General features: G+C 52.1%; 31 protein-coding genes. 5 read left to right on the forward strand and 26 right to left on the reverse strand.

All coding sequences use genetic code 11. The features are described 5' to 3' along the window. From N5923_RS17535 to N5923_RS17610, 16 genes are all read right to left on the reverse strand, one after another. Positions 1-364, reverse strand: a 364-nt coding sequence (locus N5923_RS17535; RefSeq protein ID WP_267145252.1) for a phage tail protein I, incomplete at its 3' end; no start/stop codon positions are given. Then, complete coding sequence (locus N5923_RS17540) at positions 357-1,265, reverse strand: baseplate assembly protein (protein WP_267145076.1); 909 nt, start codon at positions 1,263-1,265, stop codon at positions 357-359. The genes N5923_RS17535 and N5923_RS17540, both read right to left, overlap by 8 nt. Positions 1,266-1,269: 4 nt before the next feature. Continuing rightward, complete coding sequence (locus N5923_RS17545; RefSeq protein ID WP_267145075.1) at positions 1,270-1,620, reverse strand: GPW/gp25 family protein; 351 nt, start codon at positions 1,618-1,620, stop codon at positions 1,270-1,272. Further along, positions 1,617-2,258 carry a phage baseplate assembly protein V gene (locus tag N5923_RS17550; protein WP_267145074.1) on the reverse strand — a complete coding sequence of 214 codons (642 nt, stop codon included), beginning with the start codon at positions 2,256-2,258 and terminating at the stop codon, positions 1,617-1,619. The genes N5923_RS17545 and N5923_RS17550 overlap by 4 nt, the downstream gene beginning before the upstream one ends. Positions 2,259-2,499: 241 nt before the next feature. Further along, positions 2,500-3,612, reverse strand: coding sequence for a TIR domain-containing protein (locus tag N5923_RS17555; RefSeq protein WP_267145073.1), 1,113 nt, complete (start codon positions 3,610-3,612; stop codon positions 2,500-2,502). 109 nt (positions 3,613-3,721) lie between these two features. Further along, positions 3,722-4,171, reverse strand: coding sequence for a phage virion morphogenesis protein (locus tag N5923_RS17560; protein ID WP_267145072.1), 450 nt, complete (start codon positions 4,169-4,171; stop codon positions 3,722-3,724). After that, the gene (locus N5923_RS17565; RefSeq protein WP_267145071.1) at positions 4,168-4,635 is read right to left on the reverse strand and encodes a phage tail protein; all 468 of its coding nucleotides are present in this window, start codon (positions 4,633-4,635) and stop codon (positions 4,168-4,170) included. Before N5923_RS17565 ends, N5923_RS17560 begins: the two co-directional genes overlap by 4 nt. Beyond that, on the reverse strand, positions 4,568-4,843 hold the full coding sequence (lysC, locus tag N5923_RS17570) for an Rz1-like lysis system protein LysC (RefSeq protein ID WP_267145070.1): 276 nt from the start codon (positions 4,841-4,843) through the stop codon (positions 4,568-4,570). Before lysC ends, N5923_RS17565 begins: the two co-directional genes overlap by 68 nt. Beyond that, on the reverse strand, positions 4,743-5,159 hold the full coding sequence (lysB, locus tag N5923_RS17575; protein ID WP_267145069.1) for an Rz-like lysis system protein LysB: 417 nt from the start codon (positions 5,157-5,159) through the stop codon (positions 4,743-4,745). The genes lysC and lysB overlap by 101 nt, the downstream gene beginning before the upstream one ends. Continuing rightward, a complete protein-coding gene (locus N5923_RS17580; RefSeq protein WP_267145068.1) occupies positions 5,156-5,665 on the reverse strand; it encodes a lysozyme in 510 nt (169 codons plus the stop codon). Before N5923_RS17580 ends, lysB begins: the two co-directional genes overlap by 4 nt. Continuing rightward, complete coding sequence (locus N5923_RS17585; protein WP_017802838.1) at positions 5,649-5,879, reverse strand: phage holin family protein; 231 nt, start codon at positions 5,877-5,879, stop codon at positions 5,649-5,651. The genes N5923_RS17580 and N5923_RS17585 overlap by 17 nt, the downstream gene beginning before the upstream one ends. A gap of 3 nt (positions 5,880-5,882) precedes the next feature. Then, positions 5,883-6,086, reverse strand: coding sequence for a tail protein X (locus N5923_RS17590; protein ID WP_267145067.1), 204 nt, complete (start codon positions 6,084-6,086; stop codon positions 5,883-5,885). Continuing rightward, positions 6,086-6,553 carry a head completion/stabilization protein gene (locus tag N5923_RS17595; protein WP_267145066.1) on the reverse strand — a complete coding sequence of 156 codons (468 nt, stop codon included), beginning with the start codon at positions 6,551-6,553 and terminating at the stop codon, positions 6,086-6,088. Before N5923_RS17595 ends, N5923_RS17590 begins: the two co-directional genes overlap by 1 nt. A gap of 91 nt (positions 6,554-6,644) precedes the next feature. Then, positions 6,645-7,313, reverse strand: a complete 669-nt coding sequence (locus N5923_RS17600; protein WP_267145065.1) for a phage terminase small subunit — start codon at positions 7,311-7,313, stop codon at positions 6,645-6,647. A 3-nt stretch (positions 7,314-7,316) separates the two neighbouring features. Next, on the reverse strand, positions 7,317-8,414 hold the full coding sequence (locus tag N5923_RS17605) for a phage major capsid protein, P2 family (protein ID WP_267145064.1): 1,098 nt from the start codon (positions 8,412-8,414) through the stop codon (positions 7,317-7,319). A gap of 50 nt (positions 8,415-8,464) precedes the next feature. Next, the gene (locus N5923_RS17610) at positions 8,465-9,301 is read right to left on the reverse strand and encodes a GPO family capsid scaffolding protein (RefSeq protein WP_267145063.1); all 837 of its coding nucleotides are present in this window, start codon (positions 9,299-9,301) and stop codon (positions 8,465-8,467) included. Between the two features lie 145 nt (positions 9,302-9,446). On the opposite strand from N5923_RS17610, the gene N5923_RS17615 reads away from it, so the two are divergent. Both N5923_RS17615 and N5923_RS17620 read left to right on the forward strand, forming a co-directional pair. Then, complete coding sequence (locus tag N5923_RS17615) at positions 9,447-11,210, forward strand: terminase ATPase subunit family protein (RefSeq protein ID WP_267145062.1); 1,764 nt, start codon at positions 9,447-9,449, stop codon at positions 11,208-11,210. Then, complete coding sequence (locus N5923_RS17620) at positions 11,210-12,247, forward strand: phage portal protein (RefSeq protein ID WP_267145061.1); 1,038 nt, start codon at positions 11,210-11,212, stop codon at positions 12,245-12,247. The genes N5923_RS17615 and N5923_RS17620 overlap by 1 nt, the downstream gene beginning before the upstream one ends. A 31-nt stretch (positions 12,248-12,278) precedes the next feature. Here N5923_RS17620 and N5923_RS17625 read toward each other — a convergent pair whose 3' ends face one another. From N5923_RS17625 to N5923_RS17670, 10 genes are all read right to left on the reverse strand, one after another. After that, on the reverse strand, positions 12,279-12,566 hold the full coding sequence (locus N5923_RS17625) for a DUF1493 family protein (protein ID WP_267145060.1): 288 nt from the start codon (positions 12,564-12,566) through the stop codon (positions 12,279-12,281). Further along, entirely contained in the window at positions 12,563-13,027 is a 465-nt protein-coding gene (locus N5923_RS17630; protein WP_267145059.1) for an STM2901 family protein, read from the reverse strand. Before N5923_RS17630 ends, N5923_RS17625 begins: the two co-directional genes overlap by 4 nt. Positions 13,028-13,433: 406 nt before the next feature. Continuing rightward, entirely contained in the window at positions 13,434-13,610 is a 177-nt protein-coding gene (locus N5923_RS17635; protein WP_267145058.1) for a hypothetical protein, read from the reverse strand. An 89-nt stretch (positions 13,611-13,699) separates the two neighbouring features. Next, positions 13,700-15,928, reverse strand: a complete 2,229-nt coding sequence (locus N5923_RS17640; RefSeq protein WP_267145057.1) for a replication endonuclease — start codon at positions 15,926-15,928, stop codon at positions 13,700-13,702. Further along, positions 15,925-16,149 carry a TraR/DksA family transcriptional regulator gene (locus N5923_RS17645; RefSeq protein ID WP_267145056.1) on the reverse strand — a complete coding sequence of 75 codons (225 nt, stop codon included), beginning with the start codon at positions 16,147-16,149 and terminating at the stop codon, positions 15,925-15,927. The genes N5923_RS17640 and N5923_RS17645 overlap by 4 nt, the downstream gene beginning before the upstream one ends. Next, the gene (locus N5923_RS17650) at positions 16,149-16,379 is read right to left on the reverse strand and encodes a DUF2732 family protein (protein WP_267145055.1); all 231 of its coding nucleotides are present in this window, start codon (positions 16,377-16,379) and stop codon (positions 16,149-16,151) included. The genes N5923_RS17645 and N5923_RS17650 overlap by 1 nt, the downstream gene beginning before the upstream one ends. Before the next feature lie 68 nt (positions 16,380-16,447). After that, positions 16,448-16,912, reverse strand: coding sequence for a hypothetical protein (locus N5923_RS17655; protein ID WP_267145253.1), 465 nt, complete (start codon positions 16,910-16,912; stop codon positions 16,448-16,450). Then, entirely contained in the window at positions 16,830-17,015 is a 186-nt protein-coding gene (locus N5923_RS17660) for a phage filamentation protein Fil family protein (protein WP_267145054.1), read from the reverse strand. Before N5923_RS17660 ends, N5923_RS17655 begins: the two co-directional genes overlap by 83 nt. 7 nt (positions 17,016-17,022) lie before the next feature. Beyond that, on the reverse strand, positions 17,023-17,532 hold the full coding sequence (locus N5923_RS17665; RefSeq protein WP_267145053.1) for a phage regulatory CII family protein: 510 nt from the start codon (positions 17,530-17,532) through the stop codon (positions 17,023-17,025). A 31-nt stretch (positions 17,533-17,563) separates the two neighbouring features. Further along, positions 17,564-17,965, reverse strand: coding sequence for a hypothetical protein (locus N5923_RS17670; protein ID WP_267145052.1), 402 nt, complete (start codon positions 17,963-17,965; stop codon positions 17,564-17,566). Positions 17,966-18,079: 114 nt separating this feature from the next. Here N5923_RS17670 and N5923_RS17675 point away from each other — a divergent pair, with 114 nt between their 5' ends. From N5923_RS17675 to N5923_RS17685, 3 genes are all read left to right on the forward strand, one after another. Continuing rightward, a complete protein-coding gene (locus N5923_RS17675; protein ID WP_267145051.1) occupies positions 18,080-18,922 on the forward strand; it encodes a phage repressor protein CI in 843 nt (280 codons plus the stop codon). An 81-nt stretch (positions 18,923-19,003) separates the two neighbouring features. Beyond that, positions 19,004-19,678: a DUF6610 family protein gene (locus N5923_RS17680; protein WP_267145050.1), complete on the forward strand. Its 675-nt coding sequence runs from the start codon at positions 19,004-19,006 to the stop codon at positions 19,676-19,678. After that, positions 19,675-20,310, forward strand: a complete 636-nt coding sequence (locus tag N5923_RS17685) for a hypothetical protein (RefSeq protein ID WP_267145049.1) — start codon at positions 19,675-19,677, stop codon at positions 20,308-20,310. The genes N5923_RS17680 and N5923_RS17685 overlap by 4 nt, the downstream gene beginning before the upstream one ends. Positions 20,311-20,799 lie beyond the last annotated feature (489 nt).

Consider the following 20,799-nt stretch of genomic DNA (forward strand, 5'->3'; position numbering starts at 1 on the left):
TGCCGACGTCCATCAGGTCGATGGTCAGGCGGAACGTTCCGGCGGGGTCGGCAACCTGCCACCACTCCGCCAGCGTCATGGTGTAGCCCATGTTTTCAGTCACGCGGCGGATGGCGGCAACGGTGCCTTTTCGCCGGTGGATGTAAAACGCATCCTTAACCGTCCTGCGCTTCTCCGCCTCAGACCACTTCTCATCCCAGCGGTCAACGGAAAACGCCCAGGCCAGATAGGGCAGGAACTTCACCGGGCATGCGTCCGGGTTCCACAGGTCACGCAGCGGCACATTCAAATCGCTGATACCGGCGCAGGCTGCAGCCGCGCGGCGCTCCAGCGGCGTGGACCCCGGCGGCAGCAGGCTAGTCATCCGAACCGCCGATGCTGATTTGCCAGGCGGTGCAGTTGGCCGCCTGGGTTTTATCCAGCACCACATCATCAGACGGGGATGCCAGCTCGACGCGTTGCACCCCCTCGGCATGCAGCGCCGCATAGATGGCCGACCGGCGGATATCGCGACCGAGGCGGCGCTGCTCGTTGATATAGCTGGTCAGGCGCAGTTCAGCGGCAGCGCGTATCGGCTCGACCGCCGGGCCGGGATAAACATAGAGCACGGCATCAATCCGGTAATCGACGATTTGCGCCGACTGCACCGTGACGCGGTCGGCCACCGGCCTGACGGTTTCGTCGTTCAGGGCTGCGCTGACGGCGGCCAGCAGTTCAGCTGATGCGGTGCCGTCGCCGGTGCGTGACAGCACGCTGACGGTGACTTCTGCCGGTGCCGGACTGATAACCGAGGCGTCGGCCACGTTGCCGTCAGCGCTGAGGGCGTGGAATTCATAGGCACCGGCAGGCCCGGCTACGCTCATCCCTTCAAAGGCGGCAGGAATACGCTGGCGCAGGTCGGTGTTGCTTTCCATCACGGCGGCGACCGGCGGCACGGCTTCATCATCGGCAGGGGTGATCACCAGTCGCTGCACGTTATTGTTTGCCGCCAGCTGATCCAGATCGCCATTCATCGCATAGGCCACCATCACCGCCTGCGCCGCTTCGTTGACGCGCTGGCGCAGAATAACCTCGCGGTAGGCGTTTTCTTCCAGCAGCTTAACGATGGGTTCAGATTCCAGCGTCAGCGTGCGGGCGATGGCGTCCTGCTGTGATGCAGGGTAAAGCGATATCAGCGTGGCTTTGCGTTCGGCCAGCAGGGTTTCATAGTCCAGCGCTTCAACCACGCTCGGCGCGGGCAACTGGCTCAGGTCAATGGTTGCCATAGTGTCAGCTCACGGGAATGGTCAGGGAAAAGCCTGCACCGGAGTCAGCGCGGTTGCCGGTGATTTCGACAACCATGCTGCCGTCGGCGGCAGATTCATAAGCGATAGCCGTCAGCTGTACGCGCGGCTCCCACTGCAGGATCGCCATATAGCAGGCCGACATAATTTGCAGCTGCAACGCAGCATTCTGCGGCTGGTCAGTCAGCGCGGACAGCAGCGAGCCATAGGTGCGGCGCATAACGCGCGTGCCAACCGGCGTCATCAGAATGTCGCTGACCGACTGGCGGATATGGTCGATATCCGCAATCTGCCTGCCGCTGTCGCGGTTCATGCCGAGGTATTTTTCATTACTCATTGCGGGCCATCCGACTGACTGCCGCCGCGTTCAATACCGCCGTGCTGATGGGTATGGGCGACAACGCCGTTAGAGGTAAAGCTGCCGCCGCTGTGGCTGATATCACCGCGCATACTTCCGCCGCCGGTCAGCTCAAAGCTGGCCGCTTTCAGTTTCTGCGTGCATTCAACCAGCGGCGTATCGAGGGTGATTTTTTCACTGGCATTCACCAGCACCACTTTAGTTGTGACGCTGACGGAATCAGCTGCCTCAATGGTGGCGGTTTTTATGCCGGTAGCGGTCAGCGCGCCGGTTGCCGGTTCGTACTCGATCACCGCGCCATCGGGAAAGGTGAAGTGAACCGCATCGGCAGAGGCTGACGGGGCAGGGAAGTCATCAGAGAAAATGCCGGTCAGTACAACGGCGGAATCCAGCTCACCGCCAAGCGACAGGATTAGCACCTGTTCACCAATGGATGGCGCCCGCCATGAGCGAACATTGCCAGCGCTGCCGGTAATCCAGTGCAGCCAGTCGGTAGTGTTAGCGCCAGTCAGTACGCGGCAAAGGCCGTTATCCAGATCGAGGTCTGTTACGGTTCCGATGCGGATTAGGTTGCGCAGCAGGCGCTGTGTTTCGCTGAGGTTGTCTAATATTTTCATACAGCAATTGTGCGATTATTCGTTGCCATGTACCAAAGTAATATGGTTTGTTAGAAGGCAGAACAACAACAGGGAGTCTTTATGACTAGATATAAGTTCGTTTAATTACATTTACAATAAGTCTGGAATTATTTTTGTCTCTTTTTAAAAAAAGTTATTGGTTTTTAGTTTATTTCTAGCATGCCATTTATGACATGCTAGTTTGATAGTAGGTTGTATTTTTCTAAAGATTTATGTGGGGTTAGTTTTTGTTTTCTCTTAAAATGGTTAAGTAAGAGCGTTCGCTTTTGTTGGCCCAGGTTTCTCTAATGTGCTCGCTTAGGTTGGGGATATCTATTTCAATTGTTGATGTCCAAAGGCAAGGGTTGTAGTCATAAACACGAAGCATATGATCTATGTCAAATATAGGAGCAGTGCCCTTGGCTCTGATAAGACAGACTGGTTTATTGAATGCTATCCTCATCCCCAATTCGAATAAGACATTTGGATTGTGCTCTGTTAAGTCAACGATGACTAAGTCGGCAGCATCTAAATCATTCACAATCGTAGATTGTATTACCTCGCTGCCTGCTTTTTTTGCTGTTTTAGCCGTAAATCCTGCTTTCACAGCAGCAGGTGTTATAAGATGTTTTAATACTTCATCAAAATACCCATTGGCATAAGAAGATGTTTTTTCAGAAAATGGCATAGCTACAAAAGCTACTAGTTTACCGGGGGTTTTAGACTCACCAAGAACTATAGAGCTGTCTGATTGATAATGTGGTAAGTTATTTGAAACGGCTTCGCTAGTGTCTCCTTGATTTGTTCTTACGTAATTCAGGTTTTTTTGATATATCTTATAAAAATCATCCTGAAGGCTGTCATCAATCCCAAACTCAGTCTTGAGTGTGTTTTTTAGATACTCAATTTCTGGTAAATTTTTCCCTTGGTAGTATTCATATACTTTTTTAAATAATTCAACATTTAAGAAGCTACTTAATACTCCTCCGGCCTGCTCTAAAGGAGATTTAGGATAAACAACACTTCGGCCTAAGTCTGTTAAGTCAATTTTTTGACTGTCTCTGGTTCCTGTTGTTAATCCATAATCTCTGGCTGCTGCAGTTAAATAATAAAAACTGGTGCTCTTTCCTGTTCCGAGGTTTAATGCCTTAGCTATTTCTGCCGGACTCCATGGGTTTCCAGCATTGAATTCTTTCAAGGCATCTGCGATTTTTCGACATTCGTCGAGTGAGTAAAGAGGAAATTCACGTTTTGGCTTTGCCGCTTGTGGTGATCTTTTTTTTCTGGTGCTTTTTTTAATGGGAGCAGTTGGCTGGTTATCTTCTTCATTAAGACTTTCATCATTCTCAGACATGAGTTCACCTTCAATGGATTAACATTTTACTTAGACGATGTGGTTCTTGAAGCTTCTATGTTAAATCTATAGTAAGTTTCTAACTATTGCTAGTCTCGATTTAAATCGGTCAATTGATAAAATTTACTAAAATGAATTGTTCTATATCTTCTATTTCTGCTTTATTAAATCCCAGTAGTTGCCTGGCCTCATACTGCACATCTTCCGCCCCCCTTCCCGGACGATCACGCAGCCCGTAATGATGCACCCGTGCCATACGCTGCACCCTGCCTGCAAACTCCACGGTGGCATCGTTCGCGGTGCCTTTTGCTTTCATATACTTCGCCGTGCGCAGTTTGGCGAACATCTCACGTCTGATACGGCCTTTCTTTTTGCGGATGGGCTGCGTCTTACGCGGCTTAAATGGTGTGCCGTCCGGCGCCTGCTGACGTTTAATATTCTGCTGCTGGCTGGCGCGCAGTTTACGCGCAACAGCCGTCGCCATTTGCTTACGGGCCTGTGGTGACAGGTTATTAATCAGTGCAGAAAGCCGGTCAATAAAGGGTTGCAGCTCGTTCATAGCTGTAACCCGCTGACCAGCTCACCGCCAGCATACATCTGCGTCGGACGTTCAGCGCCTTCCGGCAGCGGCGGCTCGCCAACATGGTTAATGTGCAGAGCGCCGTCGATATCCCTGACGATTACACGTTCCGTCAGCTGCAGTTCAATACTGATATCACTCAGCGCATCACTGATGACATCAGCCTGAAAGATAAAGCCGGTGCGGCGCTTTTCTTCAGTCGCCATAATATCGGGCTGGTTCTCACGCAGCCAGGCCAGCACCGGCACCATCAGCAAATCAACGTCACCGGCGTAATCGGTGATCACCAGATTCAGCCGGTACTGGTATTCAAACGACAGCGACGGCGCCAGCGTGGAGACAATGCGCCCGTTATCGATAAATACATTCAGGCTGTCAGGGCTGCGCGCCAGTATCGTCACGCTGTCGGTTAACGCTTTGCGGAGTTGTGCCGGTTTTAGCATCGTGTTGTTCCTGGCATGTTTTGATGGTTTCAACCTGCAGACCGCACATCAGCAGCGCGATTTCGAGCTGGCGATTGTCGGCGCGCAGATCACCTTCGGTTTTCAGCTCATTGCCCGGTATCGGGCAGCTTGTCACCCTCGGACAGCCAACGTAAATAATCTGCGGCGCTGGCGAAGGCCGGACGCTGGTGCAGCCTGATAACAGCATCAGGCAGAGGAGTACGGCTCCACTTTTGCAGTGCTTCATCGGAATCAGTCACCTTCTGATCGTTAAACTGACGGGTCAGCGTCAGCGCGCTGGCTTTACCCAAATCGGTGCGCAGGGCCAGCTCGCTTTGCTCCCGGTCACTGGCTTCACTCTGCAGGCGGCTGATGGCGTTATCCCGGCTTTCAATACCGGCTGACAGCGTGCCGATAACCCGCCGGGCGGCAGCAAGTTCGCCGTCCAGATGCGAAGCGCGCCAGCCGGTAAAGGCCAGCGCCGCAATCAGCACCCCGGTCAGTGACAGCAGCAGCCGGTTCATGCTGCCGCCTTCAGGCAGTAAGCCGTCTCGGTGGCACGTCGATTAACCAGCCCGGTGATAATCACCCCCTTCACATACACCCAGCGGCTGAGCTGACCACAGGCTTTCGGCCACTGTTTCTGCTTGACAAATGTCGCCAGCGTGGAACCACAGGCGGCGGTGGTGCCGACGTTGAAAGCGAAGGAAACCACCACGTCGTAAATCCCCTGCGGCATCGCGACCGGCATACAGAGATCAATCGCGCGCTCAACGCGCATCACGTCATACACCAGGTTAACCGCCGCCGTGCGCTCGCCGATCACGCTGGCCGCCGTCACGCCTGCGGTATGGCCGATGCCGTTAGTCCAGACGCCCGCGCTGCACTGGTACGGCGACGTGCGACAGCCTTCGAGATTGGCAATCAGGGCAAGCCCGGCCTCAGAAGTTTTCAGGGGCTTGAACTGCGGCAGCAGCACGGCGATTGCCAGCACTGCCGCCACCGAGCAGCGTTTAGCGAAGGAACTCATCGGCCACCTCATCAGGCATCTGCTGCTGTTTCAGCAGCCGGTAGGTTTTACGGCGGTAATGCCAGTTGATAAAAAAGTTCGCCACGTTAATGACCAGCGTCACCAGCGCAACCACGGTACCGGTCATAAAGGCGATGTCCTGCACCGAATGCCTGCTGGCCCACATCATAAGCAGGCCGATCAGATAGCTGATAATGGAGCTGTTTTTTTCCATGGCTCAGTCCCACAGTTGAAGGGTGTCGCGCGTGGAGGACTCCGGCAGGTCGGGCAGCTCAACCGGGTAGCCGTGGGGCAGCACCGGCCCCTGTGCGGCGAGGCCGGTGTTTGCTGCGTAAACCATTTCGACCACCTGCTGCGTGCGCCCGTAATGGCGAAAACAGATGTCGTCTACCGTGTCGCCCTGCTGCGCACAGACCTGCATCAGAGCAGCCCGATAATGCAGGGGCGCTGACCGGCAATTTTCGCAATCATAAAGCGGGCATCGCGCCAGTATTCGTCGGCGCCGGATTCGATTTCGCTGGCCGTCCGCGTGCCGCTGGCGTCATAGCCGCGATAGCGTTCTACGATGGTCGCGGCGGTCAGTGCGCTGACGGCCGCGAAGTAGTGCGACAGTTTAATGCTTACACCGCCGATGGTTTCCGCCGGTACGTCAGCCAGGGTTTTATAACCGGCCATCATCTGGCGTTCGCGGAAGTCATACAGCTCGGCGTTGACCTCTGACATTGCCGTTTTGATTGCCAGACGCAGGCGCACGGCGGTCACCGTTCCTTCATAGCGCAGGTTGTCGCGCAGGGTCTGCAGGTCAACGTCCGGCCAGAAAAAGGTGTTAGTGATCGGCGGCTCGGCAGTGTCTGCCGGTCGCGGTGCGGGAATAACAACCGTGCTCATAGTGACCTCTGAATAGGTGGGCGGTGGACGGCGGCATTGATACCGTAAAACGGATCGCAGCAGCCGTGCCGCCCGGCGCGGGGCGCGTTCGTTAGCGGCTGGCGAGAGCCTGCTTTTTCATGGCATTCGCCAGCCGTTCAATGTCCTTTTTGACGCCGCAGCGGCCATCGAGCTGCAGCGCACGTTTCAGGTGCTCCATCGCATCCAGAGCCCTGCCCGCATCACGAAGGGTATAACCGGTAATTTTGTGCAGCTTTGCGCGCACCATATCCGGCATATCTTCGGATTTCGTCAGTTCCAGCGTTGCCAGCAGCGGGTCGATAGCGACCGCCTCCTTTGCCGTCCATGCCCGCGTCGCCGCTTCGGCAACGTCTTCGGCGAGCAGATAGGCGGTGCTGTTGCGCTTATACGTATCAGGCGGCACCAGGCCGAACTGCAGCGCATAGCGGGCAATTTCCAGCGCACCGGGAATGTCACCGGCATCAAGACGCCAGATCATTACCGTCATCAGGATGGCATCCTGTGCGCCTTTGCCGCTTTCCAGCACGCCCGACACCCACGGCAGATAAGCGGGCAGCAGCTGGCGTTTCAGCTCGGCTTTACGCTCAATGGAGCGCACCTTTTTCAGCTGCCGTTTATCCTCGTTGAGCTTCATCAGCATCAGCTCATAACCGTTGGCATGGCGCAGCGGGTTATCCCGCTGCTGTGCGGCTTCGACCGCCTGCTGGCGCATCATGTGACGTTGGGCAGGGCTTAACATGCGTTACTCTCCGGCTTCCGGTGTATCACCGGTTACAGTGGCGGCCTCATCTTTCTTTTCTTCCGGCACATCTGACAGTTCGATGTTTTCCACCATGCAACCCGCCGCGTAATCCTCGATCACGTAGTCCTCGTTAATCGATTCGTAGTTCTCGATGCGGTCACGCTTCGCCACTTCATCCAGCAGACGGCGGTGTGTACCTTCCTGCCAGTAAATCGACAGGTTATCGAGGCGGGTGATCAGCAGCGCGTTTTTCGGGAAGTACGGCACGCGTACCGCAGGCAGGTTACCGATGCGTTTCTGACTGACAATCAGGTCAGCGGCCAGCGTTTCAGTATTCGCCTGGTTCTGGTTAATCAGCGGGAAATACTTGTCGGCCAGCAGCTGGCGACCGCAGATAACCACAAGTTCCGGGTCTTCCTGGAACCACGGCTCGATCATGGTGTTGGTCGCATCCATCACCAGTGCGTCAAGGTTGGCGTAGAAACGGCCTTTGCCGACCAGCACGGTTTCTGACTCCACCGTGCCGTCTTCAGCAACAATCTTGCTCATCACGCGTGCCGGTGCGTTTTTGCGGTACTTCTGCAGCCAGCCGGTTGCGACATCCTGCAGCAACGGATTCGCGGCGCGGTTGGAGGTTTTCGCACGGGCCACGCCGTTAAAGCCGACCATAATGCGATCCAGCGCCTGGCGCTTAACGATGGCGTCACGCAGACGCGCCTGAAAATCTTCATAGCGCGCCCACAGGTCGAGGGTGTTATAGCGGATATGGAAATCGTAGTTAACCTGCGCGCATTCATAGCCTTCTACGTCCAGCGTGGCAAAGTCGGCGGTTTCACGCTCATCGCCACCGGCGGTGTCGGTGGTGCTGGCAATCGAGCCGGTCACACCGACGCCGATTTTCTCACCCTTCATTTCAGACACCGGCACGATATTGATGCGGGTCAGAAAGTCCGAGGACTCCTGCACGCGGGTCATCAGCGTCTGGCTGACCGACGGCTCAACGGTGAATTTTTTGTTCATATCGCCGGTATCGACGTTGTTCAGTTCGGCGACGCGGGTCAGGAAAGCATTAAATTTAAAACGGGTGTTCGGGCGCATTGGTCTTCCTGTTATCAGTTTTTTTGGTTTGGTTACGCAGGCAAAATCAATCAGCAGTCGGTCTGTACCGCCGTTTTGCTCTCGCCACCGTTCGCCAGTGGGCGGCGGCTGAAACTGCCGTCGGTGGTTTCCAGCTTCTGCGTCAGCGTCTGCACGGTGGTGCGGTCATTGCCGGTTTCCTGTTCCAGTGCGGCAAGACGGTCGTTAAGGGCGTCGAACTTCTGCGCGGTGGTAACAAAGTTGGCCTGCACCTGTTCGGCGACCACGGTGACCGCCGCGTTAACGTCGGTAAAACGTTCGTCGTCAGATTTCTTTTTCACCGAAAACAGCTCTTTAACGCGTGCCAGTACCGACGGCGCCGGGTCGGCAACATCGTCAAAGCTCAGTTCGGTTTCGGTGGCGACGGAGAACAGGTTTTCAGGGGCTTTTTTGCGGCTGGCCAGCGGGCTGTGTTCAGCCTGGGCGCTGAAGGCCAGCATTTCGGTGCCGAGGCTGGCCGGGTCATCGGTCACGGCCAGGCCGACCAGATAGGCTTTACCGGTGTTGGCAAAGTTGGTGCCGATTTCAACGGAGGTGTAGATTTTCTGTTTTTTGCCGGTCATGGCGATCAGGTCGTCAGTCGGGCTGATTTGTGCAAACAGCGCCAGCTTACCGCTCAGCGCCGAGTCATCATCAATCTTCTCAGCCTTCAGCGCGGTCACATCGCCGAGGCGGCGGAAATCACCGTCGGGGAACAGGCCGCGAAAGTGTTCAAGGTTGACGCGGCAGCCGTAAACTCGCGGGTCAAAAGAGTCAGCCATCTGCTGAATATCGGCGTCGCTGATGTTGCGGCCATCACAGGTATCACCAGCGACAGCGACGCGGAAAAACTTCGATAATTTAGGCATTCGTGATCGGTTCCGTTTGGGGTTGATTCGGTTCAGGGCCAGTTTCGCCACCTTTACAACTCCCCTCAATGAATGCCGGTCTGGTGAATCGCTGCACAACAGAGAGTGCAGGCGCGGTATCAGTGGCACCGGTAGCCTTATCGCCATGAACATGACACCGACAACCATCATCAGCGACCCACGGCGACAGGCGGCACTGCTTTACTGGCAGGGCTGGTCGGTGCGCCAGATTGCGGACTCGCTCAGGATCAAAACGCCGACCGTGCAGAGCTGGAAACTGCGCGACGCGTGGGACAGCGTTGCGCCCATCAGTCGTGTGGAATTCAGCATGGAAGCGCGGTTAATTCAGCTGATAACCAAAGAGGTGAAAAGCGGAGGGGATTACAAGGAGATTGACCTGTTAGGCCGCCAGATTGAGCGCATCGCCCGTGTCAACCGCTATAAGGACAGCGGCAACGAGGCCGATCTCAATCCCAGCGTGCGTAACCGCAATAAGGGCGAGCGGGCGCCGGTGATCAAAAATGTCTTCAGCGATGAGGCCACGGAAAAGCTGAGCGGCCTGTTTATGGATAACTGCTTTGAGTACCAGCTTGGCTGGCACCGGGCAGGTCTGGCGCACCGCATCCGCAATATCCTCAAGTCGCGCCAGATTGGCGCCACCTTCTACTTTGCCCGTGAGGCGCTGATTGATGCGCTGACCACCGGGCGCAACCAGATTTTCCTGTCGGCCAGTAAGGCGCAGGCGCATGTGTTTAAAAACTACATTATCGACTTTGCCCGCCAGGTGGATGTTGACCTGAAAGGCGACCCGATTGTGCTGCCGAACGGTGCGCGCCTGATATTCCTCGGCACCAACGTCCGCACCGCGCAGAGCTATACCGGCAATCTCTATCTCGATGAATATTTCTGGATCCCTAAATTTCAGGAGCTGCGCAAGGTTGCCAGCGGCATGTCGCTGCACAAGAAATGGCGCACCACCTACTTTTCAACGCCGTCGAGCCTGTCGCACAGCGCGTACCCGTTCTGGTCAGGCGACCTGTTTAACCGCGGACGCCGCAACAAAAATGACCGCATCGAGCTGAATTTAAGTCACAGCCATCTGGCCGACGGTGCGCTGTGCGGTGATGGTCAGTGGCGCCAGATTGTCACCGTGGATGATGCGCTGGCGGGCGGCTGTAACCTGTTTGATATCAATCAGCTGGCGCTTGAATACAGCCCGTCGGAGTACCAGAACCTGCTGATGTGCGAGTTCGTTGACGATGAGGCCAGCGTGTTCCCGTTCGCTGAGCTGCAGACCTGCATGATCGACAGTCTGGAAGAGTGGGAAGACTTCAACCCGTACGCGCTGCGGCCGTTCGATTATCGCCCCGTGTGGATTGGCTATGATCCGTCGCACACCGGCGACAGCGCAGGCTGTGCCGTACTGGCGCCGCCGCTGGTTGCCGGTGGCAAGTTCCGCGTGCTGGAGCGCCATCAGTGGCGCGGTATGGACTTTGCCGCGCAGGCGCAGTCGATTAAAGAGCTGACCGAGAAATATCAGACTGAATATATCGGTGTGGATGCCACCGGCATCGGTCAGGGCGTTTTTCAGCTGGTACGCCAGTTTTTCCCGGCGGCTCGCGAAATCCGCTACTCGCCGGAAGTGAAAACCGCGATGGTGCTGAAGGCAAAAGACACCATTGGCAGCGGGCGCCTCGAATACGACGCGGGCCACACCGATATCACGCAGTCGTTTATGGCGATCCGCAAAACCATGACCGCCAGCGGCAACCGTTCCACCTATGAAGCCAGCCGCAGCGAGGACGCCAGCCATGCCGACGTCGCCTGGGCGATTATGCACGCCTTACTTAACGAACCGCTTACCGCCGCCGCCGGTGGTATGAGTCCAAACTTTGTGGAGTTTTATTAATGAGCAAGCGCAAGGGCCGCAAGGCATTCGCCACCAAATCAGAACCGCTGCAGCAGTCAGCGGCGCCCGCGCAGGCGTTCAGCTTTGGCGATGCGACGCCGGTACTCGATAAGCGTGAAATACTGGATTACGCCGAGTGCATCCACAACGGGCGCTGGTATGAGCCGCCGGTCAGCTTTGACGGGCTGGCGCGCAGCCTGCGCTCGGCGGTGCATCACAGCTCGCCGATTTACGTTAAACGCAATATTCTGGCGTCGACTTTCGTCCCGCATCCGCTGCTGAGTCAGCAGGAATTCAGCAAGTTTGCGCTGGATTATCTGGTATTTGGTAATGCGTTTTTAGAGCTGCGTAAGAATGCATTAGGCGAACCGATGCGGCTGGAGTGCGTACCGGCAAAGTACACCCGGCGCGGTGTGGAGGAGGGCGTTTACTGGTTTGTGCAGAACTGGAAAGAGGCGCACCGCTTTGAACCGGGTAGCGTGTTTCATCTGGTTGAGCCGGATATAAACCAGGAGCTTTACGGCCTGCCGGAATATCTTAGCGCGCTTAACTCTGCCTGGCTGAATGAGGCGGCGACGTTGTTCCGCCGCAAGTATTACCAGAACGGTGCCCATGCCGGTTATATCCTGTATATGACCGATGCGGCGCAGAGCAGTACCGACATTGACCGCATGCGTGAGGCGATGCGCGATACAAAAGGGCTGGGGAATTTCCGCAACCTGTTTATGTATGCGCCGAACGGTAAGCCGGACGGGATTAAGATCGTGCCGCTGAGCGAGGTGGCGACGAAGGATGATTTCTTTAATATCAAAAAGGCCAGCCGCGATGATCTGCTGAGTGCGCACCGGGTACCGCCGCAGATGATGGGGATTATTCCTGATAACAGCGGTGGATTTGGTGATGCGGTGAAGGCTTCTCAGGTGTTTGTCAGGAATGAGCTGACACCATTGCAGGAGCGAATGAAGGAGTTAAATCACTGGCTGGGCGTGGAGGTGGTGGCCTTCCGGCCTTACCAGTTAGAGGGGAACCCGCAATAACTTAAGCGCCTGCACTATTGCAGGCGTTTTGCTAATAAAGCCAGCGACCGGCTTTAGCAGATTCAATCAGCATAGCGATGGTAAGTGGCTCATGTGGATCTGTGAGAAAAAATTTACCGAAATCGATATCCCCTGGGTTGATTGCGAACCTTTCAGCATATTCCTCAAGCAACTCAGCTGCATCCTCGGGTGCCATCCTGAAGTCAGCATTGAGATCAGTCTCTTTTTTCAGGGGGTAGCGCTTTCGCAGCCAGAACCAGTAACCGTTATAACCTTCGACCAGTTCAAAAACGGCCTGTTCTATATCGTCAGCTGTCATAACCGATCATCCTCACTCGCAATCGTATTGTACCGATTGACCGCTTTCCAGGCGATAATGCTAACATCCGCAGCAAGCACAGCCCAGCCAATGACAGGTATTGTTCTTCCGACGAAAGTTCCCAGCTTATGGGTCATAATCGTTTTAATGTAAGGCGGTTTTTTTGTATTGATGAAGGTAGGCAGGGGGAAAGGAAGCCTGTATTTTTGCAGATGTTTTCGGGCAAAAACCGATGCACGTGATGTTCCTGGCGTTGCATTCGCGAGCTTGCCGGATACAGCAATGTTATTTTGCCCCGAATATACCGCCGCTGCCGCCATGATATCCCTTCCGGCTTCCTTCACACCCGTGAAATGCTCCGCAGTAACATCAATCATGATCCAGAAAAAAAGCTCACCTGCAGAGAGGTTGGTCAGTCCACCATAGAAATAGGTGCCGTCAAGCTGTTCAATCGTGTCCATAGAGTCCCTCCATTGATTACGACTATCTAAACATAACGCAAATCTTAGTGCCAACCATTAAACGAAACCAGAGGCATTTTACGGGCCTGTGGTGTCCTCATGCGCTCAGGATTTGGCTTTTTGATGCAATCGCGTCTGAGTGGCTCCGGTGAACGCTCAGGCACAGCTTTTTACCCCTCAGCGCGCAATGCTTTCCCCGCCACGCCTGCCCGCTTTATGCATCGCTTTTCATGCAGTTGCATGCCAGTCCTTAAACCGCGCCTGTACTGGCTCTCACCGGGGCAGGGGATCCATTTCGGATCATGCGATCTAATGCGTGAAAATGCGTTTTACAGACAGCAAAAAGCCGCCTGATTTGGCGGCTGGGTTATGTCTCGTTTATGGCAGGTACAACCTTGCAGATTAGTTACTCAGCCTGGTAAAAAATCGCGTCCTGCAGTCTGGAAGTATCAATCTCGCGAGCAAGGTCACCAACCAAAGACATAGCCAGCTTTAGTTCATCAGGTTTGCACTGTGCGATAAGCGCTACATCCGCTATGAACTGTATACGTGCGATTGCCTCATTCAATTTATCCAACTCCATCAGTCCTTTATCTCCTGCATAATTCATTTTACTGTATGCATAAACAGTATCATGGCGTAAAGGAAGCGTAAAGATTCGTATCAATGAGATTAGTCCGAGTGCCTGTTTTTCATACGGTTAGCTTTATCAGTAACCTTTTTAGCCAGTAGTCGGAAGTTCTTAAGCGGATTTTCTGATGATCTGGCCGCTTGATACAGATTGCCCGCCGGGCCGCTAAAATATGGCTGGCCGTTCACCATCACTTTGTCACCGCCCATCATTCTGGTTATCTCAGACTCAGTCAGCACGATATCGGATATGTCTTTGACCATTTCACGTAGCTTAAGCCTCGAATCGCTGTTGCCTGGGTGGGTCAGTGGCGGTTCGCCCGACTTAACTGTGTCTTTATTGCGGATCCGTGTAAGCATTCGGCGTCGTTCTGCCCGGCTCGGTGGTTTATTGAAGTCAATTTCCTGCGGCTCAGTTTGCTGCCCCGTACAGTTATTGACAGAACTCCGAGAGGACGCAGACGCGTCCTGAAGGTCAACGGCCAAATCAACAGCGCGTTTTGCGACAATCTTCCACTGCTTGAGGCGGGTCAGAATTGGCGTATCTGCGCCAACGGCAGTGGCATAAACACCCTGAATCTTGAATGTTTCTTCGGTGTACTCATTAAATTGAGCAGCGGGCTGATACCACGTGCGTACTGCAAGCTCGTCACGACGGACAAACGGGCCGCCCTGCGCGTTAACATATGCAGCCCAGTCACCGATATCAGCGGCATCATGTGCTGCTGCAAACTCAACGCTAAGCCCCTGAGCGGTTTCGCTGTCGGCCATACGGCGCAGCTCTCGATAAACTGTTACCGGCGCACCGCCGACAAACTGAAACTGACGAATGCGCCAGCGTGCCGCCCATGCTGACACCGCGCCCGCTGTTTCTTTAATCGGTTTGTTGGTTTCATCGTCCAGCTCGCCATCGAGTGCATAGCCGTCGATATTTTTGGAAATGTACTTCGCCACATAGCCGGTAGCGCTGCCTTTATCCGGGTCAATGGCTTCAGCGTGAAAACGCGCTTTCTTTGCCTTATCCGATTTCAGCTCTGCGGCATCCTCTTTGTAGGCATAACTGCGGATGATCGCGGTCACGCGCGCGGCATCTTCAGGACGCATAAACATCAGCATATGCCAGTGAGGTGTCCCGTCGTGGTGTGGCTCGGCAACACGAATGCCGAAAATGCGCAATTCTTCACGATGCAGTTTGGCGCGTATCTTCTGCCAGACACCGCAAAGATATGCCTGTGTCACCGCAGGACTGGCGCCATTCCACTTTCGGTTATGGTAGCCGGATTTGGTCGTCGCATGATATTTCGAGGGCGTGGTGAGGGTATAGAACTGGCCGACGTACCCGAGCTGGTTGCAGATGTTTTCAAAGCCGCGAATACGCGTCATCAGCTCACAGCGGCGAATCGCCGGATTGGCAATGCTGCCATCAAACTTATCAATCAGACTGATGCGGTTGCCATCTTCATCTTCCAGTTCCATACCTTTCAGAAACTCGCGTGTGCGTCGCTTCTGTTCGCGCCATTCATATACGGCCATGTTGCTGGCATAGGGAGTATGCTTTTTGCTGACGTTAGCCAGAGCGATATGCAAATGCTCACGCCATTCAGCGGCAATACGGCGTAAAAGATTTTTCCACCACCGTTCGGCTTTCATTTTGTGGATCGCCGGCGCGGCATCGTCTTCACTAAAAAAACGCGTGGTTACTTTGTCCCAGGCAGGTGCAGCCTGACCTAAGACGCGGGTGATTTTGGCTGCAGTACGATACAGGCACCATAGTGCGCGGTACTCCGATACTTCGCCGATCTCGCTGTTAACCTGAATCAACTCGCTGGTAATAAAGTTGCTGATATCACCGGCGAGCAAATCAATATCACTGCGCGACATATCGGGCAGGCGGTTAAAGCGATGCATCAGAATAACTAACTGCACATCATGAATAGCTGACAGGTCGCGGGGAACATCAGGTAGCAGCTCCTCAGTAGAAGGGGATGCTGTAATTTGCAGGCGGTATTTATCTGCCACCAGTTCAAGACGCGGCAATGCCCGCCCGAAGAAAGACTTCGTCAGATAGGCATTGCCTCGCAGAACACCATGACTTTTTTTAAGTTCATTGACGCGACGATTAACATTTTGACGGACAAGTGAAGGCTGGCGCGCAAGATGTGCCTCAGCCGCAATCAGTTGATCGCGGTGATGGATTTCTTTATAGGTGAGGTAGGGGCTGGCAATGGCCGCCCGTGGCTTGTTCCACGGGTAGGCATATTCAATTATCACTGACGCTTACCGAAATGAGCGCTTTTAAGCTCCTGGATGGTTTGGCAGTGTACGCAGGTCATCACACCCGGCAGCGCTTTACGACGGGCTTCCGGGATCGGGACATCACAGGCTTCGCAGAATGTAGCGCTGACACCGACAGGACGGTGGAGGGTATTAGCCAGGCAACGTGCAAGATTTTCAGCTTCACGCTGCTGTGCGATATCGATTGAGTCAGCCATCAGTGAAACTCCAGCGCTTCATGCTCAAATCGCTTCGCTTCCTGACGTAACAGTTCAGCCGCATCCGCGCCGCTCATTTCGTTACGGGTGATAAAAATGGCCAGTGCTTCCATACGGATTGATACGGCCAGTGCTTTGTTTTTACGCTCGTCGTTGCGGGCGGCATTCAGCAGTGTCTCAGTGTTAAAGTCAGCACCAATTACCATCTGTTTTACTTCTACGTTACGCATAGATATTTCCTTGTTTCAGGCATAAGAATGCCCGGCGAGTTGACGCCATTGTGTTTGGGTTAAGTCAGTTATTCAGACAGAAAACAGTCTGAGATTGAGAATCGACGCGGTAGCAGTTCGCCCCAGCGCGACATTTTGTTCATGGCCTTAATGATCAGTTCGCGGTGATATTTATCGAAGTATTCGAACGGCTTGCCGATTTCATCCTGCTTAAAAGCGGCAGGTTGTTCGCGGTTAGCCAGTGTCAGTACGCAGAACTTAAAATCATCGCTCTGGCGGTTGAAATAGCGCAGGGCTGGGTTCTCATTGTTCTTACGCATCTGGCGCCAGCGCTGCTGAAACTCTTCAAACGTCATTGATTCAACCTGATCGGTACGGGCATGAATCAAACGAATATGACTGAAAGGCGCTTTGCTGGTAGCCGGTGCAGCTTGTGCGAGGCGGGCCATATTATTTCCCCAACAGAATGCGAAAAGGTTTAAATCGGCTCGGCCTGTTGGTCGACAAGCCACGTAAAAGCGCTTTCTGGTCATTGCATGGATGCCAGCGTTTACCGTCGTCACCCATGATCCAGCCATGACCGTATGACGGTGACGGACTCTGGCGCTTTAACAGCGGTGCAATTGAAAACGTCATCGTCACCTCAGCTCAAACCAATGGATGCGCCAAGACCGCTGACAGCATCGAGAGTGGAGGACATCGCCGGGTTACTGTGGATCCGCGTGTGGACTGCCATTGCTGCCAGCGTCAGGCAGCGAATACCTGAATTGACGCTATCGACGAAAGCATTTTTACGTGACTGAGTCATACGCTCGGAAGAAACTGCACCGGCAGCGACCTGGCCTACTGCGGCGGTAGCGTTCAGCACATAGGAAGCCAGTTTCTCAGAGGCCAGCTCATTAACCGGTACAGAGGGCAGGCAGTTAAGTTGTGCCAGCAGCCCGTCAATCAGAGCAGCATCTTCGGATGCATCGGTTAGCAGCAGAATCTCAGTGACCGTTAACTGGTGTGGCTGCTCCGGGTTCAGCTTGTTACGCAGTACCTGCGCTTTCATATCGATGTTGCATGCCAGCTCTTTCAGGTTGTGCTTTTGCGAAAACTGACGGCAGGCGTTATCGAGATGAGGGTGTTTAGAAACCTGAAAATCAAACATGATTCGGATCCTCAAAACTTGCAAAATCAAATTAGCGTTTGATATAGCGACAGTTGATTGCATGCTGCAGGTTTTTCTCACGCCATGCGGCAACATTGACCAGTGCGTTACCGTGTTTTTCCATCACGTCTGTACGAGTCTGGCCGGTCTTTTTACATTCAATGGTGCGGGTAACTGTGCTGGTTGGGGTAGGGGCGAGAAGCACAACGCCGTTAGCAATCCACTTTTCTAACACCGACTTACTGATACCGTTAGCGGCAGCGAAGTCCTCTTTAGACATGGTTGCAGAGGTGTTTATCGCCAGTGCCTTTTCTACTGCGGCGTTAACAGCAGTGCTAAGCGCTGGCATCAGGACTGATGCGATGTTCGCGATCAGTTCTGGCGTCTGAAGCAGGTCAAAAGCGTTCTGGCTGTTTGCATTTTCAGTATGCATAAAGCAATATCTCCTTTGGGTCGTTTTGTTCTACGGTGTTTCATGTGGTGTGCTACATCCTAGATCAACAAATGGCGTTTAGTAAACAACAAATGTTTATTTATTTGGTGGCTTATGGATTTTAGCGAAGGGACGGCGTTGGAAATTGTTGGGCGTTTGTCCTCTGCATATGGCGTTGCAACACAGAAATCCTTGGCAGAATGCCTTGGCGTTCCTGCGGCTAACGTCAGTAACTGGGTGCAGCGCGATAGCGTACCTGGCAGCGCTTTCGTGAAATGTGCATTAGATACTGGCAGTGACCTCCATTGGCTTACTACCGGTAAACTTGCAAATGCAAAATTTGAAGTTTCGCCAGAGTCCCCTAAAGGGGAAGCCCTCTACAACGAGATCACTTCAAACGGCGGCAAGCCAGTGTTGCGTCGCATCATGGATGCGTACGGCTTTACTCTGCAAAAACAACTTTGTGAGTTGCTTGGCATTTCATCCGGCACGGTCAGTACTTGGGTTCGTAGAAATTACTTTCCCGGTGATGTAGTTGTGACTTGCGCGCTTGAAACTGGTGCTTCTTTGCAGTGGTTGGCAACAGGGAAGGGGGCACAGCCAGGTGATAGCTCCAAAGAAAGCACTGGTACGTCCATCTCACGCAAGAATCTTGCAGCAGGCGTGTTGCAGGATGCCGGAAGCTGGACGGTAGATTTGAGCTTTATTCCACACACTCTCATTGAGCCTGTTTTTATTTCAAGTAATACGGAGTCTTGGATTGTTGACGCGAGTGTGTCCGGGATCAGTAATGGACGCTGGTTGCTCGGTATTGATGATAAATACGATGTCTATGATATAGCTCTACTTCCGGGACGTAAGATTAGCGTGACGAGTAAGGGAACTAACTTCACTTGTGGCGCTGATGAGGTAAATAGTGCAGGAAAAGTGATATTAACAATGGATTATAATTCATAGATTATAAGTCATTAGGTTTGTTTTTTTTGTGCTACGTTAAATTGCGTTACTAAAATAAGATATATAAGGATATGTATGGGGGTGTTGAAGTTTGTAGCGCATAGCCAAAAGGTAATTAACATATCGGAATCTTATGGTTGGCTTCCTGGTGCAAAATATACCAACCTAAGAGATTTGAAAGGGATAGATTTTGAAGCTAAAGGGTTTATGGATGTTGACTGGAAAAAATACAATTTTTCTCGACATTTAGCTGCTGTTCAGGAAAAAAAACCATTTATAACTATGGCTAGAGATGTTGAGTCTATCGATGAGCTAGACGCAATATTGAATGAGGCTGAAGCCCTAAGTAAATATAGCATCCATGTTGCTATAATCCCTAAAGATACACGACTAAATAATCGCTTGCATGAACTTATACCAAAACAATTCATTTTAGCTTACAGCGTGCCTACGAGGTATGGCGGCACAGAAGTTTCAATTGAAAGTTTTGATAGAAAAGTCCATCTTCTGGGGGGGAGGCCTGATGTGCAACGGAAATTAGCTGATAAATTAGATGTAATGTCTTTTGACTGTAATCGATTTACGCTAGACGCGAAGTATGGGTATTACTTCAATGGTGAACGATTTGTTAAGGATTCAAATGGAACATATGAAAAATGCTTAGAGAAATCTTTATTTAATATCAACAGGATTTGGGATGGATATCTGAATCCAATTAATTTACCTAGTATGCTATCTCAAGAGGTACTTGTATGAGTAATAATAAAAGAGATGATTTACTTATAAAGATGTATGAGACTTTGAATAATGAGATTAGTAGGCATATAACTATTGTTTGGCAAAGCATAAGTGTGGTTATTGGTGCTTTTACATTACTCTCATTGGCTGAAAAAAATCTTCTCAATGTTGACTTGGCTATGGGAATAATAATTCTTTTGATTGTTTGGTTGTTTGATCATCTAATCGATTCTGGTTATTGGTATAACAGGAATCTAGTTATAATAGCTAATATTGAAAGACAATTTCTAAAAGTAACAGATTTGAATGATATTCATTCCTATTTTGGTACTCATCGTGCCGATAATAAAATGCTCACTCATTTAAAAATTCAAAGAAATTTAGGAGTGGTTTTAGGTATTTTAATCATAGGTTATCATTTTTATACCAGAATTGTGCCAGGTTTTTCAGTTGAATTAAAACTAGAAAACATAGATTTGATTCGTGCCATACCATATGTGATTTCAATATATGGGGCGTGGTATATATTGAAGCAATACAGGAAAGCAAACAAAAAATATGCTGAGTTTGTAGTTAATTCCCCTGGTATATCTATAGATAGTTCCTCTGTTAAACCAAGTATTGGTCATCCAGATAGAGCGAGTGACTGATACCAAAATTTGTTAACAAAGACTGTAGTCATCTTGTCGCCATTATTAATGTAACTTGCTGATTTTAAAGGCCGATAAAAGTATTCGGTCTTTTTTTGTTATTAAAATTCCTGAAATTATTTTTCAGCCACCAAAAAAAGCTCATAGAGCACTTTGCGTTTCATTTCATCCCTGCTGCCAACTCCGCAAGCAAACTTCCTTTATTCGCTCGTATTCTTATTACTTCCATATACTTTATTATCGAGCTAATTTATTGATTTTTATTTATTAATACTGTGAAAAAAAACAGGATTACTTATGGTGCGTGATTGATGTAAAGTCTGCTTCAGAAAACTTTACTGAGAGAACAGCAATCAGTTTCAGCCTGCGAGGCTTTGACCTGTTTTAACTTATCAGGCGATAGCACTTAACCTGAACCCTTTGAGCTTATAGTTCGGCCTGTCGACATATATTCGCTTCAGATTCAATGGACGGGCGAATAGTGGCCGG

Origin of the sequence: Winslowiella arboricola (genome assembly GCF_025527015.1) — a bacterium.
Taxonomy (GTDB): Bacteria; Pseudomonadota; Gammaproteobacteria; order Enterobacterales; family Enterobacteriaceae; genus Erwinia; species Erwinia arboricola.